At 37.4% G+C, this 16,844-nt stretch carries 18 protein-coding genes and 1 pseudogene; 1 reads left to right on the top strand and 18 read right to left on the bottom strand.

The features are described 5' to 3' along the window. Positions 1-81: 81 nt before the first annotated feature. From ADH99_RS00255 to ADH99_RS00285, 7 genes are all read right to left on the bottom strand, one after another. Positions 82-360, bottom strand: coding sequence for an HU family DNA-binding protein (locus tag ADH99_RS00255; protein WP_005605703.1), 279 nt, complete (start codon positions 358-360; stop codon positions 82-84). A gap of 161 nt (positions 361-521) precedes the next feature. Beyond that, on the bottom strand, positions 522-1,835 hold the full coding sequence (der, locus tag ADH99_RS00260; RefSeq protein WP_049554467.1) for a ribosome biogenesis GTPase Der: 1,314 nt from the start codon (positions 1,833-1,835) through the stop codon (positions 522-524). A gap of 84 nt (positions 1,836-1,919) precedes the next feature. Continuing rightward, a complete protein-coding gene (gene rpsA / locus ADH99_RS00265) occupies positions 1,920-3,113 on the bottom strand; it encodes a 30S ribosomal protein S1 (RefSeq protein WP_049554466.1) in 1,194 nt (397 codons plus the stop codon). Positions 3,114-3,243: 130 nt separating this feature from the next. Continuing rightward, on the bottom strand, positions 3,244-3,909 hold the full coding sequence (gene cmk / locus ADH99_RS00270; RefSeq protein ID WP_049554465.1) for a (d)CMP kinase: 666 nt from the start codon (positions 3,907-3,909) through the stop codon (positions 3,244-3,246). 69 nt (positions 3,910-3,978) lie between these two features. Next, complete coding sequence (locus ADH99_RS00275) at positions 3,979-4,551, bottom strand: SAG1386/EF1546 family surface-associated protein (RefSeq protein ID WP_049554464.1); 573 nt, start codon at positions 4,549-4,551, stop codon at positions 3,979-3,981. A 135-nt stretch (positions 4,552-4,686) separates the two neighbouring features. Continuing rightward, complete coding sequence (locus ADH99_RS00280) at positions 4,687-6,060, bottom strand: RecQ family ATP-dependent DNA helicase (RefSeq protein WP_049554463.1); 1,374 nt, start codon at positions 6,058-6,060, stop codon at positions 4,687-4,689. Position 6,061: 1 nt separating this feature from the next. Further along, positions 6,062-7,024, bottom strand: coding sequence for a helix-turn-helix domain-containing protein (locus ADH99_RS00285; RefSeq protein ID WP_049554462.1), 963 nt, complete (start codon positions 7,022-7,024; stop codon positions 6,062-6,064). A gap of 103 nt (positions 7,025-7,127) precedes the next feature. Between ADH99_RS00285 and ADH99_RS00290 the strand changes: the two genes are divergently transcribed. Next, positions 7,128-7,382 carry a ferredoxin gene (locus ADH99_RS00290; protein ID WP_049554461.1) on the top strand — a complete coding sequence of 85 codons (255 nt, stop codon included), beginning with the start codon at positions 7,128-7,130 and terminating at the stop codon, positions 7,380-7,382. A 64-nt stretch (positions 7,383-7,446) separates the two neighbouring features. Here the strand turns inward: ADH99_RS00290 and ADH99_RS00295 are convergent, their stop codons facing one another. The 11 genes and pseudogenes from ADH99_RS00295 to pfkA all read right to left on the bottom strand — a co-directional run bounded on the left by ADH99_RS00295 (position 7,447) and on the right by pfkA (position 16,806). After that, on the bottom strand, positions 7,447-8,172 hold the full coding sequence (locus tag ADH99_RS00295) for a pseudouridine synthase (RefSeq protein WP_049554460.1): 726 nt from the start codon (positions 8,170-8,172) through the stop codon (positions 7,447-7,449). A gap of 8 nt (positions 8,173-8,180) precedes the next feature. Next, on the bottom strand, positions 8,181-8,801 hold the full coding sequence (gene scpB, locus ADH99_RS00300) for an SMC-Scp complex subunit ScpB (RefSeq protein WP_005605719.1): 621 nt from the start codon (positions 8,799-8,801) through the stop codon (positions 8,181-8,183). Beyond that, on the bottom strand, positions 8,794-9,555 hold the full coding sequence (locus ADH99_RS00305) for a segregation and condensation protein A (RefSeq protein ID WP_049554459.1): 762 nt from the start codon (positions 9,553-9,555) through the stop codon (positions 8,794-8,796). Before ADH99_RS00305 ends, scpB begins: the two co-directional genes overlap by 8 nt. After that, the gene (locus tag ADH99_RS00310; protein WP_049554458.1) at positions 9,543-9,920 is read right to left on the bottom strand and encodes a GNAT family N-acetyltransferase; all 378 of its coding nucleotides are present in this window, start codon (positions 9,918-9,920) and stop codon (positions 9,543-9,545) included. The genes ADH99_RS00305 and ADH99_RS00310 overlap by 13 nt, the downstream gene beginning before the upstream one ends. Before the next feature lie 26 nt (positions 9,921-9,946). Next, positions 9,947-10,762: a purine-nucleoside phosphorylase gene (locus ADH99_RS00315; protein ID WP_049554457.1), complete on the bottom strand. Its 816-nt coding sequence runs from the start codon at positions 10,760-10,762 to the stop codon at positions 9,947-9,949. A gap of 19 nt (positions 10,763-10,781) precedes the next feature. Then, positions 10,782-11,951, bottom strand: coding sequence for a phosphopentomutase (gene deoB / locus ADH99_RS00320; RefSeq protein ID WP_152903667.1), 1,170 nt, complete (start codon positions 11,949-11,951; stop codon positions 10,782-10,784). Between the two features lie 23 nt (positions 11,952-11,974). Further along, positions 11,975-12,859 (bottom strand): site-specific tyrosine recombinase XerD, encoded by an 885-nt coding sequence (xerD, locus tag ADH99_RS00325; protein WP_049554455.1) that lies wholly within the window; start codon positions 12,857-12,859, stop codon positions 11,975-11,977. A 3-nt stretch (positions 12,860-12,862) separates the two neighbouring features. Continuing rightward, positions 12,863-13,312: a Fur family transcriptional regulator gene (locus ADH99_RS00330; protein WP_049554454.1), complete on the bottom strand. Its 450-nt coding sequence runs from the start codon at positions 13,310-13,312 to the stop codon at positions 12,863-12,865. Between the two features lie 18 nt (positions 13,313-13,330). Continuing rightward, on the bottom strand, positions 13,331-14,194 hold the full coding sequence (locus tag ADH99_RS00335; protein WP_049554453.1) for a CvfB family protein: 864 nt from the start codon (positions 14,192-14,194) through the stop codon (positions 13,331-13,333). A gap of 215 nt (positions 14,195-14,409) precedes the next feature. Beyond that, a pseudogene (gene pyk, locus ADH99_RS00340) lies at positions 14,410-15,816 on the bottom strand (pyruvate kinase); the annotation flags it as partial. 24 nt (positions 15,817-15,840) lie between these two features. Next, entirely contained in the window at positions 15,841-16,806 is a 966-nt protein-coding gene (gene pfkA, locus ADH99_RS00345; protein ID WP_049554451.1) for a 6-phosphofructokinase, read from the bottom strand. Positions 16,807-16,844: the final 38 nt, after the last annotated feature.

Below are 16,844 nucleotides of genomic sequence, written 5' to 3' on the forward strand. Positions count from 1 at the left end.
TAATAAAAAATGGCATTATATAGAGATATCTCTAATATAACACCATTTAAAACTTCTTGCTAAGAAAATAGTTCAATTGAATTATTTTTTAACTGCATCTTTAAGAGCTTTACCAGCTTTGAATGCTGGAACTTTAGAAGCTTTGATTTTAATTTCTTTACCTGTTTGAGGGTTACGTCCTTTACGAGCAGCGCGTTCGCGAACTTCAAAGTTACCAAATCCGATAACTTGAACTTTTTCACCTGCTTTTAAAGCCTCTTGAATTGTTTCGAATAAAGCTTCAACTGTTGCTGAAACATCTTTCTTTGTTAATTGCGTTTTTTTAGCAACGCGATCTACTAATTCTGCTTTGTTAGCCATTTTAGTTTCACCTCCATCAAATAAGAATTTCTATCAGATTTTGTTGAGTGGTCCAACTAATCTGGAAATCTAAATAGTTTTGATTTCTTCTAAAGTATAACATTCTAAGAGAATAGTTTCAATGGTTTATATCGTCTTTTATAAGATAGATATGATTTTTTTTACTTTCTTTGACGGGTAATCATATGGATTGGAGTCCCTTCAAAACCGAAAGCAGAACGAATTCTATTTTCTAAGAACCGCTCGTATGAAAAATGCATCAATTCTACATCGTTAACAAAAGTAACAAACGTAGGTGGTTGAATCGCTACTTGTGTCATATAGTAAATTTTCAATCTGTTTCCTTTATCCGTTGGAGTTGGGTTCATGGCAATAGCATCCATCAATACATCGTTCAGCACTGAAGATGAAATTCGACGTGAACGAACTTCATGAATCTCTTTTAGGATTGGTGGGATTTTTGAGAGACGTTGTTTCGTTTTTGCAGATACAAAGATAATCGGAGCGTATGATAAATATAGGAATTCTTGACGAATCTTGTCCTCAAACTCTTTATACGTTGAATTATCTTTTTCAAGAGTATCCCATTTATTCACTAAAATAACGACACCTTTACCGGCTTCATGAGCGTATCCAGCAATCTTCTTATCTTGTTCTTGAATTCCTTCTTCGGCATTCAAGACCACACAAACAATATCGCTTCGTTCAATCGCTCTTAAGGCACGAAGAACACTATATTTTTCAGTGGATTCAAAGACACGACCTTTCTTACGAATACCGGCAGTATCAATCATCTTGAAGACAGTACCTTCTTCGTCTTCGAAAGTTGTATCAATGGCATCACGTGTCGTTCCTGCAACGTTCGATACAATTACACGCTCTTCACCAAGCATCGCATTCACTAAACTCGATTTCCCTACGTTTGGACGTCCGATGAAACTAAACTTGATTACATCTTTATCCTCTTCGTCTCCTTTATCTTCAGGGAAAGCTTTAACAGCTGCATCTAATAAATCACCAAGACCTAAACCATGACTTCCTGAGATTGGAAATGGCTCGCCGAATCCTAACGCATAGAAATCAAAAATTTCTGAACGTAATTCTGGGTTATCCACTTTGTTAACAGCAAGTAAAACTGGTTTATTTGTACGATAGAGTAATTTTGCAATGTGTTCGTCAGTCGTTGTCACGCCCTCTTTTACACTTGTAAGGAATATAATCACATCTGCTTCTTCCATCGCAATTTCTGCTTGCATACGGATGTTTGACATAAACGGTTCATCCGTAATGTCAATTCCACCTGTATCAATAATATTAAATGAGTGCCCTAACCACTCACCTTCAGAATAGATACGGTCACGAGTGACTCCGGCGATATCTTCTACGATAGAGATACGTTCTCCGACAATACGGTTAAAAATTGTAGATTTTCCAACGTTTGGTCTCCCTACAACGGCAATAACTGGTGTTGACATACTATTCCTCCTTTTTCTCTAATTCTATCATAAAAATAGTCTGGAACCAGTCCAGACTATTTCCACTTAACTTTTATATGAATGTTATTCTTCAACTTTAAGTTCAGAAAGTTGATCACCTAAACGATCTGCTAAAGAGAATGAAACATCTTCTTCAGGTAATTCGTAAGTTTCTTCAACCACTTCTTCAACTTCTTCTTTTTCAGGTTTTGGAGCTTCTTGTAAAGCTTTAATACTTAAAGAAATACGTTGTTGTTCTGGATGAACTTCAAGAACTTTCACTTGAACTTCTTGACCTTCTTTAAGAACTTCGTGTGGTGTTGCAATATGTTGGTGAGCGATTTGAGAGATGTGAACTAACCCTTCTACTCCAGGGAATAATTCAACGAATGCTCCGAAAGTAGTTAGACGTTTTACTAAACCATCTAATACTGAACCAACAGCTGCACGTTCTTCAATATTATCCCAAGGTCCTGCTAATGTATCTTTGATTGATAATGATACACGTCCGCTTTCAGGATCTACAGAAATAACTTTTGCTTGAACTTCTTGGCCAACTTCTAATTTGTCGCTTGCTTTTGCAACATGTTCGTGAGAGATTTGTGAAATATGAACTAATCCGTCCACTCCACCTAAGTCGATAAACGCACCGAAGTTTGTTAATCGAGCAACTTTACCAGTCACTACAGAACCTTCTTGAATTGATTCAAATACAGCTGCACGCTTAGCTGCTTTTTCAGCTGCAACTAAGTTTTTACGTGATAAGATTAAACGATTTTCGCTTGGTTCGATTTCAACAATTTCAAAAGCTAATGTTTGGCCTTTGAATTGAGCTAAGTTATCAACATAGTGGTCTGATACCATAGAAGCTGGTACGAAAGCACGAACTCCTGCATCTACTACTAAACCACCTTTAACAGCATCCACAACTGGAGCTTCGATAATTTCTTTGTTATCGAATTTAGCTTGAATTTCTTCCCAAACTTTACGTGCATCTACACGTTTCTTTGAAAGTAAGAAACTTCCATTTTCTTTATCTTTGATTTGTTTGATGACTACTAAATCAACGACATCTCCTACTGATAAAACGTCTTCTACACGTTCCACTGGTGATGTTGATAATTCATTGAAAGGAATAACCCCTTCCACGCCTCCACCGATAATTCCGACGATGGCTTGTTTATCTTGTAGAGTTAATACTTCACCTTGTACTAAATCTCCGATTTGAATATCTTTAACGATATCTAGCGCATCTTGCATTGTTTGTAATTCTGACATGTGACTTCCTCCTAGCGCGACAATTCATACGAACGCAAAGTTTACTTTTTGTGTAAAATCAAACTTTTTATCCATTTACAATCATACCACTAAATGAAAACGAATTCTAGTGTTTTTGTGTAAAATCTGGTTAATTCGTTAACTTTTCTTGGATAAGATTCGTGATTTTAGAAACAACTTCTTGAATTGATAGGCTTGTCGTATCAATTTCAATCGCATCATCCGCTTTTTTCAAAGGAGACTCTTTACGAGTGCTGTCTAAATAGTCACGGTGAGCAATTTCTTCTTCTAGTTTTTCAAGAGATAATTCGATACCCTTCTCTTGGTTTTCTTTGAAACGGCGCAATGCACGTTCTTTAACTGAAGCTACTAAGAAAATTTTCAATTCAGCATTTGGAAGTACTACAGTTCCAATATCCCGCCCATCCATAATAATGGAGTGATTTTCGGCAATTTCCCTTTGCATTTGAACAAGTTTTGCTCTTACTGATTTAATCGCTGAAACTTCAGAGACATTTCGTGTCACTTCAAGATCACGGATTTCATGTGTAACATCTTCCCCATTTAAGAAAACGAGTTGGCCTTCATCCGTATTTCTAAAACTAATTACTAAATTCTCTAATAACTCTTTGATTGCTTCATCATCCACTACTGCAATATTATTTCTTAGAAAAGCCAATGTTGTTGCACGATACATCGCACCTGTATCTAAATATAGAAAATTCGTTTCTTTAGCAATCAATTTTGAAATCGTACTTTTTCCAGATGAAGCTGGTCCATCAATTGCAACTTGCATTCTATTCTTCCTTTCAAAAAGAAAGTCTGAAACGTCTTGCGTCTCAGACTTCTAAAAATTAACTAATTATTATTGTTTAACTTTTAAAGTAGTTCCTGGAGCTATATTATCTCCTGATAAACCATTAATTTGTTTTAATGTAGCAACATCCATCCCATGATTTACAGCAATACGGTATAAAGTATCTCCTTGTTTAACAACATAGGTTCCGTAATTTCCGTTTTGTTGAGCTGCTGTTGTAGGTGTTTGTTGTGTTGTTTCTGCCTGTCTAGGAGCTGTCGTAGTCGCTTCAGGAGCTGCAGTTGTTGCTTCTTGCTTTGTAGTTGGTGCAACTGTTGTTTCTGGGGCTACTGTCGTTGTTTCAACCGTTTTAGTAAGCATTACATCATCAGCTGTTCTTGGTTTCACTTGGTTACTGTTATTACTAATTGAGAACCACATCATGAACAATACTGGTGCAACAATCACAATTAGGAATACAAATAATAGTACATTTGATAAAGGCGCTACTGCTTTCCCACCAGAATTTCTTGCACTACGAGAAAATTGACGATTTTTTAAATTTTCATCTTCACCAAATTTTCTTTCCCATGGTTGTTCTTCAGTTTTATTTAAGTCATCATTATTAAAGTTATCGCTCATCAAAAATCCTCCTAATTTGACCCAATACAATCCTCAGTCAATTCACTAATCAATATAGCATATTTATGTGCTTAGGTGCAAACTTTTACCTTAGCTCTATTGTAGCATAAAATAATTAAAAATCACTCTATTTAATCAGAGATTAAATAATTTTTTAAAGCTCTCTTCAAAGGAATTTTTTGAATTTTCCACTTCATTCCACTTAGAAGAAATCCCCATTAAAAACAAATCAAGATGCCTACAACTACTACACTTTCCACACGAAGCTTTCCTTTTTTCACCGAAAAAATGAGCTAGATATTGTTCTTTGCACAAGGTCGTTGTCGCAAATTCTTCAATCCGCTCTGCTTGCTTTAATTTACGCTCTCGCTGTTTCTTTATAAATGCACTCGTTTGATTATTATTCCAACGAAACGTTTTCGCAATCTCTTTGATATTTTGATGAAGTTCCGTCTCTTCCTCATCATCTACTTCATAGGAGCGTTCAATCTTACGTCTCATTTGGGGAAAATCGTCTGAATGAATCAAGGCGATACAACGACTAAATTGCAAGTCTCTTCCAGCTCGACCAATTTGTTGCACATAATCTTCAAGTGTCTGTGGAAGTTGATAATGAATAATCGTACGAATATTCGACTGATTAATCCCCATTCCAAATGCACTTGTTGCTAATAGAATGTTGATTTCTCCTCTAAAAAATTTCTGCTGAATCGTTTGACGGTCACTACTATGTCTCTTAGAGTGAAAGGTATCAATTTTTGTAAATCCTTCCTCTTGGAGTGATTCTTTTAACCCTTCAATCTCTTTGATTGTTGAGGCATACACGATACAAGGATATTCCACACGCTTCAACAATTCAGAAAGCATCTTACTACGAAGACCTTCAACCGAAATAACATCAATTTCACGATTCTTCAAGAAGGCATGTCCTTGGAAATAAGTCGTCTCCTCTTTATTTAATCCTAAAAATGTATAAATATCATGAATGACTTGAGTCGTCGCTGTGGCAGTTAGCGCTAACGTTCGAGGACTTCCTAAACTTTTTCTCATCTTACCAATAAATAGGTAATCGCTTCTAAAGTCATACCCCCACTGCGATATACAATGCGCCTCATCAACAACGAGTAATCCAATTTCAAGTTTTGATAATTGCTTAAAGAATCTTGGCGCTTGCAGCATTTCTGGAGAAACAAAAATAAATTGATACTCATTTAAAGTACTTAAAATATAATTTTTCTCAGACTCTGACATAAGAGACGTGATGGCAACCGCTCTATGTATTCCGAGCTGTTTTAAACTAGCTACTTGGTCGACCATTAACGCAATCAGAGGAGACACGATAACGACTCTACAGTTTTCTTTGATACCGATATATTGATAAATAAATGATTTTCCATTTCCTGTTGGTAAAATCGCAATCGCATCATGCCCTTCTTCAAGAGCCGTAATGATTTCTTTCTGGCCTTCTCTGAACGCATCATATCCGAATCGATTCAATATTGGATCCATGTCATTTACGCTCCTTTAAGGCTTTAATTTGATAGTATCTGAATAAGAAGAAATCTAGTTTTTTCCCTGCTGCTTCAAATTGGTCTTTAGCCTCTTTATACCTAGGATATTGTCCATTTTCAAAGAGGGATTTATACGCCACGGCAGCCTTCGTTTCTTCAACGCGTTCATATAATGCCTCTTTTGTAAGTAACACATACTTTAAGAGATGGTCGTTAATCGTGCTCTCTTTAAGCTTACGAAGGTGGGCAATTTCTGTGCGTTTCATTCCTTTACAAAACAGACGAACTGTTTCTTGAACGGAACTCGTTTCATGAGAAATCCATTCAAACATTTTAGAAAACCATCCATAAGTGATTGGAGAATTTTCAGGTTCTTCAAAGACATCACTCACCCATTTCATCAAGACTAATCTTGAAAGAGGCTCACAGTCTTCAACCGTGGTAAATTCCCACAACGAAACAAGCTCATTTTCTAGAGCTGATGTCGACTTAGCTCCATTAAAAAGCCCTACCCAATGCCCTTTCACAGATTCTTCTTGTTTCTCAGACCAAACCTTGAATTCATCCACAACACTTCTAAACCAAACTGGCGTAATGTTCTCTTTTTCTTCTTTATACCATCGCTTAAATAATTGCTGTAACCATACATTTTGAATGAGAGGACGATATCGTGTTTCTTCGTAGCGGTTGTAACTAATCCATTCGACCCAGAGTCTTGTGACATCTCGTAATTGCACAAATGAATATGGATGCATCAAATAATTGACAGCATGTCTTCCATTTGTCACAAGTGGAAAATCCGGAATCTCTCTTAGCAATACTAAGCCTGATTCATTTTCGCTAACTATTCCTTCACGGAATAATCCATCTACTAATTGATGAAAGTACTCTTCTTTTAAATGAGGTAAACTAGCAAAAAATACTTCAGTTTTATCTTCTGTCACGCCAATTAAAGTCGACATGGTACGATTTCCTGTTAAAATACGATATAATCGATTTATCGGAACCACACCATACGACTTGATCGCATGTAATATCCAAATTTGATAAAAGGAGTACTGACTCATGGATAAAAAATCCTCTCTTTCAAAAATTTATACAAAAGTTGATTGCGAGTCTTGCATCGCATGTGGCATCTGTCAACTACGTGCTCCTGAAATCTTCGAGTACGACGCTGAAGGGATTGCCTTTGTAAAACAAGACAACAATACCGGAACAGTTCCACTACCAGAAGATACGCTGGAAAAGTTCAAAGATGCTTATACAGCCTGTCCAACTGGTGCCATTAAACGAAAAAACAGACCCTTTACAGAAGAATAAATAAACAAAACGGACTCACAACAGTATGAGTCCGTTTTTCTTTGTATGACTCCCTAATAGAAATCTATTTTTCGTCTAAAGCGAGCTTTCTTAGTTTCTGTACTTCAAATGAGCGTAATTCACGATAGTCTCCAGGGCGTAAGTTTTCCAACGTTAAAAATCCAAACTCTTCACGTTTTAATTTCATAACAGGTAATTCCACTGCTTCAAACATACGCTTCACTTGATGATTCCATCCTTCGTGAATCGTTAAAGCGACAATCCCTGTTCCTTTATCTGTATCAACTGATAAAATTTGAGCTATTGCGTTTGACGTTTTCTTCCCATCTAAAACAATTCCGCGTTCCAATTGACGCATTTGACGAGGTGTTGGAATTCCTTTAACTTTCGCAATATATTTCTTTTCCACGTGATGCTTTGGATGAGTCATCAAGTTTGAAAACTCACCATCATTGGTTAATAAAAGAAGTCCTGTCGTATCGTAGTCCAAACGTCCCACTGGATACACGCGTTGTTCTACATCTTTAAAATAATCCGTCACAACGGTTCTTCCCTTATCATCACTGGCACTTGAAAGCACTCCTTTGGGTTTATAAAACATAAAATATACAGGTTCTTCCTTGTAAATTGGAATACCGTCTACTTCAATTTTATCATTGGCACCTACTTTAAATCCAAGTTCTCTGACGATTTCACCGTTGACCTTAACGCGGCCTTCTTGAATAAATGCCTCACATTTTCTGCGGGATGCCACACCTGCGTGTGCCATTACTTTTTGTAATCTTTCCACAAAAAAACCTACTCTTTCTCTTCTTCTACTTCATGATGTTCTTTAGAGCGTATTTCCAACTCTTCAAATAAATCATGATTATCTCTAAATAATTGATTTGCTTCTTCAGAATCTAAATCAAATAAATCAGAAGCATCTGGCAGTGCATCAAGCGATTCTAATCCAAAGTAATCCATGAAATACGCTGTTGTTTTATACAATTTTGGACGTCCGGGTGTCTCTAATCTTCCAGCCTCTTCGATTAAATCTCTTAAAAGAAGTTTTTGAATCGAACCACTACTTTGAACGCCACGAATCGATTCAATATCCACACGTGTGACAGGTTGCTTATACGCGATAATCGCCAACGTTTCTAGAGAAGCTTGAGACAATTGAGAAGAATATGGAGAAACCGCATATTTTTCGATATAGGATTTTAAACTAGCCTTTGTCACAAGTTTATAATGAGAAGCTGTGAGAAGAAGTTCTAGGCCACTATTTTCGTCCTCTAAGCGTTTCTTTAATTCATCTAGCAACTGACGAACCGCACTTCTTTCGAGTTCTAAAATATAGCTTGCTTCTTCTAATGTAATCCCATCATCTCCAGCAACAAATAGTAAGCCTTCTAATACTGAAATGTAATTAGTCACTCTCTTTCTCCTTTTCTTGTCTTTTCTCAATCAAAATATCCTCATATGGAGAACTTTGAATAAAACGTACACGATGTTCACGAACGAGCTGTAACATCGCTAAAAATGTTGTTGTAATCGCATGCCTGTTGAACGCTGGGAAACATTCCTCGAATGGAACTTGTTTCTTATCTGTATGCTCGATTTTTGAAATAATCGAATCCATCAATTCCTCAACTGTATGCGTTTCATGTTGAATATTAGCCTTGAGCGGCATCTTAGCAATATTCTTACGCGCTAATTTCTTTAACGCATTCCATAAATCTTGAGTCGTCACTTCTCCTTCTTTTAAAGGAATAATTTCTTGCATAGAAGACAAGTCACTTGCTTCTTTCCCGAAGTGTAACCCCCTTAGGAAAGAAAGCTCCTCTAGCTTTTTGGCATTTTCTTTAATTTGTTGATATTCCAATAGTTGTTGGACTAGCTGATTACGAGGATCTTCTACGATTAGCTCCCCGTCTTCATCCAACTCTTCTAATTTTGGTTTTGGAAGAAGCATTCTTGCTTTGATTTCTAATAAGGTTGATGCCATTACTAAATATTCAGCTGCCACTTCCAACTCCAAAGTTTTCATAGAATGAATGAAGTTCAAATATTGCTTCGTTAATTCATTCATCGGAATATCGTAAATATCGATTTTCATCTCACGAATCAGATGCAAGAGGACATCCATCGGTCCTTCGTATTCAGCTACTTTAATTGTTAAATCTTCCATGGTTCCTCACTTACACGATGTTTATTCCATTTTGCGAGAATCACACTCGTCTCAATTGTTCCACTCAATACTTTATCTTCCATCTTTGCTAAATCTTCTAACATTTGGAATGTAATATTTTCCCCACGAAACGAAGGTGACACCGATAAGTATTTAATGATAACCGTGTCTGTTGTGCTTTCTCCTCCAATCAATCCAATAAAATTCTCACTGTCACTTTCTTTAAAAAGCCAGCATTTAATCGATGGATTCGTCGCGATTTCTTCAATTTCCTCTTGCAATCGTTTAAAGTCCTTGAATTCTGGGATATAGGATAATAATCCCATCACAATTTTTTTATTCGTTGCTGAATAAGGTACTAACAAATTCATTCCTCCTCGAGGTTCGTCTCTTAATATAAAACTAACACTTTACGAACCAATGATTTGAACACTTCTTTAACGCGTTGTGTTGTTTTTACCACTTCTTCGTGGTTTAAGTTTGCTTGCATTCCTGCAGCTAAATTTGTGATACATGAAATCCCAATCACCTTGATACCAGCATGGTTAGCTACGATAACTTCAGGAACTGTTGACATTCCTACCGCGTCCCCACCTACTGCTTGAGTGAAGCGGATTTCTGCTGGTGTTTCGTATGTTGGTCCAGAGTATCCCATGTATACTCCTTCTTTGATATTGATGTTTAATTCTTTAGCCGCTTTACGAACCACTTCTTGTCCGTATTCGTGGTAAGCATGGCTCATATCAGGGAAACGAGGTCCAAAGCGGTCATCGTTTGGTCCGATTAATGGGTTTGTACCAGTGTAGTTAATTTGATCTGTAATAATCATTAAGTCCCCTGGTTCAAATGTTGGGTTTGCACCACCAGCTGAGTTTGTAACGATAATTGTTGCAACATCTAATAATTTCATTAAACGAATTGGGAACGTTACTGTTTCCATATCGTAACCTTCATAGTAGTGGAAACGTCCATCCATGATAAGAACTTGTTTGCCTTCTAATTCACCGTATACAAGACGGCCAGCATGACCGACTACAGTTGATACTGGGAAGTTTGGAATATCTTTATAGTCAAAGATTAATGGGTTCTTCACTTCTCCAGCAAGTTCACCAAGCCCGGATCCTAAAATCATTCCGAAATCAATGTGACCAATGCCTTTTTCTTGTAAAAACGTTTTTGTTTCGACTAATTGTTCGTATTTGCTCATGTTGTTCCCTCTTTCTCTATTAGTTTAATTCTTTTAAGAAGCTTGTTCCGTTACTAGTTGATGCTACCCCAAAGTTTTCGCTGATTGTTTCTGCGATATCGCTGAAGTGCCCTTCTGGTAAGTGTGTTGGGTGTTTCAATGATTTGCTGATGGCTAACACAGGAATGTACTCACGAGTGTGGTCAGTTCCTTTGAATGTTGGATCGTTTCCGTGGTCAGCAGTGATAATGAGTAAATCATCTTCTTTCATGTTTTCTACGATTTCTGGAATACGAGCATCAAATGCTTCAAGCGCTTCACCGTATCCTTTTGTATTACGACGGTGTCCATAAACCGCGTCAAAGTCCACTAAGTTTAAGAAACTCATACCAGTGAAGTCTTTCTTCAATACTTCAACAAGTTTATCTACGCCATCCATGTTGTCTTTTGTACGAACGAATTCAGTGATTCCTTGTCCGTTAAAGATATCGTTAATTTTACCAATTGCAATGACATCAAAGCCATCTTTCTTCAAGAAATCTAATGTTGTTTCGCCAAATGGGCTTAACGCATAGTCATGTCGGTTTGAAGTTCTTTGGAAGTTTCCAGGTTCACCTACATATGGACGTGCAATAATACGACCAATCATGTATGGATCGTCTTTTGTAATTTCACGTGCATATTCGCAAATACGATATAACTCTTCTAGCGGAATAATGTCTTCATGAGCAGCAATTTGCATTACTGGGTCAGCAGAAGTATAAACGATTAAATCGCCTGTTTCCATTTGGTGTTTACCGTAGTCATCAATAACCGCTGTTCCACTGTATGGTAAGTTACATACGATTCCTCTTCCTGAGAACTCAGAAATACGGTCTAATAATTCTTGTGGGAAACCATTAGGGAAAACACGGAAAGGAGTTTTAATATTTAAGCCCATTAATTCCCAGTGACCTGTCATTGTATCTTTACCAACAGAAACTTCTTCAAGTTTCGTATAGCTTCCTTCTGGATGTTCTACTGGTGGAACTGTTTTTAAAGGAGCGATATTCCCTAAACCATAACGTTGCATATTTGGCACATTTAGGCCTACAGTTTCTGAAATATGGCCTAAAGTATGTGAACCTGCATCATCAAATTTTGCAGCATCGGGTGCTTCTCCAATACCTACAGAGTCCATTACAATGACATGTATTCTTTTAAATTTCATAGATTCCATCTCCATTTTCTTTATTACGAACGAGGATGTGCTTGTTTGTAAATTTCCTTCATTCGTTCGTTTGTAATATGTGTATAAATTTGTGTCGTACTAATATCCGAGTGTCCGAGTAATTCTTGCACGATTCGAAGGTCGGCACCCGCTTCTAAAATATGTGTTGCAAAGGAATGGCGCAATGTATGCGGGCTCACTTCCTTTGTAATCATGGCTGTCTGGACAATCTTCTTTAAATTCTTCCAGAAACCTTGACGTGTAAACGGTCCACCTCTGTGATTCAAGAACAAGACATTCGATAACTTCTTCTCGTCTTCTAAAGCAGGCCGTGCATACTCTAAATAGTTTTGAATCCAGTTGGTTGCTTCTTGTCCAATCGGGATAATGCGTTGTTTATTCCCTTTCCCAATCGTTTGTAGGAATCCAAGCTCTAAATGTAAATCACTCAGTTCAATACTGATCAGTTCGCTTACACGCATCCCTGTTGCATATAAGAGTTCGAGCATCGCCTTATCTCTTAAGCCTAGAACCGTTGAGGTATCTGGTACCTCAAGCAACCGGTTCACTTCATCGATACTCAGCGCTTTTGGCAACTGCTTCTTCGGTTTTGGCGGATGAATTTGCTGTGTTGGGTCTCGCTCTACCATTCGCTCTTGCACGAGAAACTGGAAGAACTTCTTCAAGCAACTAATCATGCGACTTGTTGAACTAACAGCATATTCGTCTTTTTTTAATTTCTGTAGAAATAGTACCATTGTCGTATGGTCCACATCTTGAAGACGTGTCACCTTCTGTTCTTCTAAAAACTGAGAAAACTTCTCTAAGTCTCGTTTATAGCTGGAAACCGTATTATCGGATAAGCCTTGAACAGCAATACTATCCAGGAAGTAGTGTATTTCTTTCATCTTCTACCCTTCCTTTTGCTGGCAATTTTTGCAAATTCCATGGAAAGTCAGCCGATGATCCAACACCTGAAAATGAAACTGCTCTAACACTTTCTGTTCCACATAAATGAGAAGGTCCTCTTCCACCTCTTGAATTTGACCACATTTAACACACAATAAATGATGTGCAAAATGTCTGCTAACAGACTGCTTCAAGTGATAGCGACCAATACCATCGTCAAATATATTTCTGGTAACTACCTCTAAATCTGTTAGAATTTCTAATGTTCGATAAACTGTTGCTAATCCAATATCTGGATATTTTTCTTTTACAAACATATAGATTTCTTCAGCAGTCAGTAGTTCATTTAAATGTTCAAGAAGAATCTCAACTGTTGCCTGTCTTTGCAGGGTTAGTTTGAATCCTTCTTCTTGTAACTTCTTTTGAATCCCTTCAATAGAAATAGATGACAAGCGACTCGCCTCCACTCATTATTCTTCAATCAGATGAATAAATCCTTCTTCTTGTGTAATTCGTTTTGCTTTTAACAAGTTTCCAATAGCACGTTTAAATTGTCCTTTACTAATCCCAAAGATTTCTTTGATGACTTTTGGATCACTCTTATCCCAATATGGAAGTGTATGCGTTGGTCGATTCTTCAACATCGCAATAATCATTTCCGCATCATCTCCAATAGCTTCATGTGCTCTTGGTCTCATTGATACATTGAGTACACCATCAGGTCGTAAACCAATTACACGAACAGTAATTTCTTCTCCCAGCGTTGGTTCATATAATCGTTCTGAAGGATGCAAGAACAATTTATATCCTTCCGGAGTTATAATCGTAGTCCCAACAAGGCGCACTTGTGTCACAATTCCAGTTAAGTCTTTATTCAACAGCCCTTTATGACCACGAATCACTTTTTCATTAAGTGCGTTTCCATCCCCCATCGTTGCCCATGTACGATCTTTTTTATCTTTAATCAATGTTACATATAAACGATTATTTTTCTTTGGCCATAACTCTTTCATACTTGGAAGTTCATCCAATGAAACTACCATATCTTTATCTTCTAAACCAATATCTACAAATACGCCTAAGTCTTTTCTGACTTGTGTCACACTTGCCCATCCATAACTTTCATTTGTTACTTCAGGAATATTCAGAGTAAAGACTTTTTTACTAGAAGAATTCTCATATAAGAATCCCGTTACTACATCACCAATTTTGAGTGATTCTGTAGCTTCGTTCTTTTTTAGACGAAATGTCTCTCCACTCTTTTGCACAAAAAAGTACTTTTCGTTTTCATCCGTGATAATGGCTTGAACAACAGTCGATAATTCACTTGTCATAACAAACCTCCTTCTTTTTACATTTGTCCTTTTATTTTACCACAAAATAGGGCTTACAGTCATTTTTATCCTGTAATTTGGGCCTTTTTCTTAAAGGATATGCATGAATCTTTGAAGCACTTACACTTACACTCTCAATTTTATAAAAAAAAGGCTTGAACAAACCTTTTAGATTCGTTCAAACCTTTTTATTTTCAAATGAATTATAAGCGAGCTACTTTCATCATGTTCGTTGTACCTTTAATACCTAAAGGAACACCAGCAGTGATGATTACTAAGTCGTTTTCTTTAGCAGTGTGGTGGTCACGTACTGCTTGAAGACATAATTCAAACATTTCGTCAGTTGATTTAGCGCGATCAACGATTACTGGTTTAACACCCCATATTAATGCTAACGCACGTTGTTGACGTTCTGTTGAAGTGACACCTAAGATTGTTGCGTCAGGACGGAATTTAGAAATCATTTTCGCAGTATGTCCTGATTCTGTTGCAGCAACAATTGTTTTAACTTTTAAGTTTTTAGCGGTATGTGCTACTGAACGACCAATCGCTTCAGCTACATCGTTTTCGTTGAATGCTTTTAATTTGAATTTGTCACGTACACGGATTTCTTGTTCTGTACGAACACAGATATTTGCCATTGTACGAACTGCTTCTACTGGGTAATCCCCTGCTGCAGATTCACCAGATAACATAACTGCATCTGTACCGTCGAAGATAGCGTTCGCTACGTCACCAACTTCCGCACGTGTTGGACGTGGGTTACGTTGCATTGAATCTAACATTTGAGTAGCAGTAATAACTGGTTTACCTAATGTGTTACATTTCTTGATTAACATTTTTTGAACGATTGGAACTTCTTCCGCAGCGATTTCAACACCCATGTCTCCACGAGCAACCATTAAACCGTCAGATAAAGCTAAGATTTCGTCAATATTGTCGATACCTTCTTGGTTTTCGATTTTTGGAATAATTTGAATGTGAGTTGCGTTATGTTCTTCTAATAATTCACGAATTTCTTGAACGTCTGAAGCACGACGAACGAAACTTGCTGCGATGAAGTCAATATCATTTTCAATACCGAAAATAATATCTGCACGGTCTTTTTCAGTGATACCAGGTAATTTTGTTTTAACACCAGGAACGTTAATTCCTTTTTTGTTTTTAACAACACCGCTGTTGTTTACGACGCAGACAATTTCGCCATTTGCATGGTCTACTTCAGTAACAGCTAAACCTACTAAACCGTCATCTACTAAGATAATTGATCCAGGTTTAACATCGTTGATTAATTCTGGATAAGTAATAGAGAATTTTTCTTTTGTTCCTAGCACTTCAGTCATTGAAATACGAACTACATCACCAGTGTGGAATTCAATCGCACCATTTTCCATATTATGTGTACGAATTTCTGGTCCTTTTGTATCTAAAAGAATTGCGATAACGCGTCCTGTTTCTTTACGGATTTTTTTGATTGTGTTGATACGTGCTAAATGCTCTTCATGGTCACCATGTGAGAAGTTTAGACGTGCAACGTTCATTCCTGCTTCTGATAAAGCAGCTAATTTTTCTGGAGCTTCACTAGCTGGTCCAATTGTACATACGATTTTAGTTCTTTTCATTTTATCCTTGACTCCTTTAATTTTTTAGAAAGAAATTTCTTTATTTAGTTGATACAACTCTAAGTTAGGTAAATGTTTGCCGTTTGCTAATGTTTCAACGATATCACTATAGATAATTTCTTCAGCTTTAACGCCAACACACACGCCGCCGATATCTTCTTTTAATAAATCGATTGCTTTGGCACCCATTCGGCTTGCAAGAACGCGGTCACGAGCACTAGGAGCTCCCCCACGTTGAACGTGTCCGAGAACCGTAACACGAGTGTGGAAATCACTATCATATTCACGTAATTTTTGGGCCAGTTCGTCCCCTGACATTACGCCTTCCGCTAGAAGAATTAACGTATGTTTCTTCCCATTTAAACGTCCTTGTTTGATTTCTTTTGCAACAGCTTCTAAATCAAAATCTTGTTCAGGAATTAAAATTTGTTCTGCACCACTAGCAACCCCTGTCCAAAGTGCAATATCTCCAGCACGACGACCCATAACCTCAACGATAAACGTACGAACGTGTGATGTCGCAGTATCGCGAAGACGGTCTAGCGCTTCTAATACAGTATTGATTGCAGTATCGAAACCAATTGTATATTCCGTACCAGGAATATCATTGTCAATCGTTCCTGGAACCCCAACTGTTGGGAAACCAAGCTTCGTTAAAGCAACGGCACCTTGATAGCTTCCGTCACCACCGATAACAACAAGACCTTCAATACCGAATTTCTTTAATTGTTCAATCCCTTTTTCTTGTCCTTCGCGATTTGCGAATTCAGGATAACGCGCAGAATACAAGAATGTACCCCCACGACCAATCATGTCGCTCACGTCAGACGGATTTAATTTACGAATATCACCAGCTACTAAACCGGCAAAACCGTAGTTAATTCCATAGACTTCAAAGCCTTCATAAATACCCTTACGTACAATGGCACGTACAGCGGCATTCATCCCTGGAGCGTCTCCTCCACTTGTTAAAACAGCAATGCGTTTCACAAAGATTCACCTCTTAGATTTATTTTTACTGGAACAAG

The sequence above is a fragment of the Granulicatella sp. 572.rep1_STHE genome, from assembly GCF_001073445.1.
Classification (GTDB): domain Bacteria; phylum Bacillota; class Bacilli; order Lactobacillales; family Aerococcaceae; genus Granulicatella; species Granulicatella adiacens.

Excerpts from the sequence above, each read along its gene's own strand:
- ADH99_RS00335 (WP_049554453.1), bottom strand. The coding sequence starts at position 14,194 with ATGACAAGTGAATTATCGACTGTTGTTCAAGCCATTATCACGGATGAA.
- ADH99_RS00305 (WP_049554459.1), bottom strand. The coding sequence starts at position 9,555 with ATGGAAGATTTAACAATTAAAGTAGCTGAATACGAAGGACCGATGGAT.
- deoB (WP_152903667.1), bottom strand. The coding sequence starts at position 11,951 with ATGAAATTTAAAAGAATACATGTCATTGTAATGGACTCTGTAGGTATT.
- rpsA (WP_049554466.1), bottom strand. The coding sequence starts at position 3,113 with ATGTCAGAATTACAAACAATGCAAGATGCGCTAGATATCGTTAAAGAT.
- cmk (WP_049554465.1), bottom strand. The coding sequence starts at position 3,909 with ATGCAAGTTGCAATTGATGGACCAGCTTCATCTGGAAAAAGTACGATT.
- ADH99_RS00255 (WP_005605703.1), bottom strand. The coding sequence starts at position 360 with ATGGCTAACAAAGCAGAATTAGTAGATCGCGTTGCTAAAAAAACGCAA.
- ADH99_RS00290 (WP_049554461.1), top strand. The coding sequence starts at position 7,128 with ATGGATAAAAAATCCTCTCTTTCAAAAATTTATACAAAAGTTGATTGC.
- ADH99_RS00280 (WP_049554463.1), bottom strand. The coding sequence starts at position 6,060 with ATGGATCCAATATTGAATCGATTCGGATATGATGCGTTCAGAGAAGGC.
- xerD (WP_049554455.1), bottom strand. The coding sequence starts at position 12,859 with ATGAAAGAAATACACTACTTCCTGGATAGTATTGCTGTTCAAGGCTTA.
- ADH99_RS00315 (WP_049554457.1), bottom strand. The coding sequence starts at position 10,762 with ATGAGCAAATACGAACAATTAGTCGAAACAAAAACGTTTTTACAAGAA.
- ADH99_RS00275 (WP_049554464.1), bottom strand. The coding sequence starts at position 4,551 with ATGAGCGATAACTTTAATAATGATGACTTAAATAAAACTGAAGAACAA.
- ADH99_RS00285 (WP_049554462.1), bottom strand. The coding sequence starts at position 7,024 with ATGTCGACTTTAATTGGCGTGACAGAAGATAAAACTGAAGTATTTTTT.
- der (WP_049554467.1), bottom strand. The coding sequence starts at position 1,835 with ATGTCAACACCAGTTATTGCCGTTGTAGGGAGACCAAACGTTGGAAAA.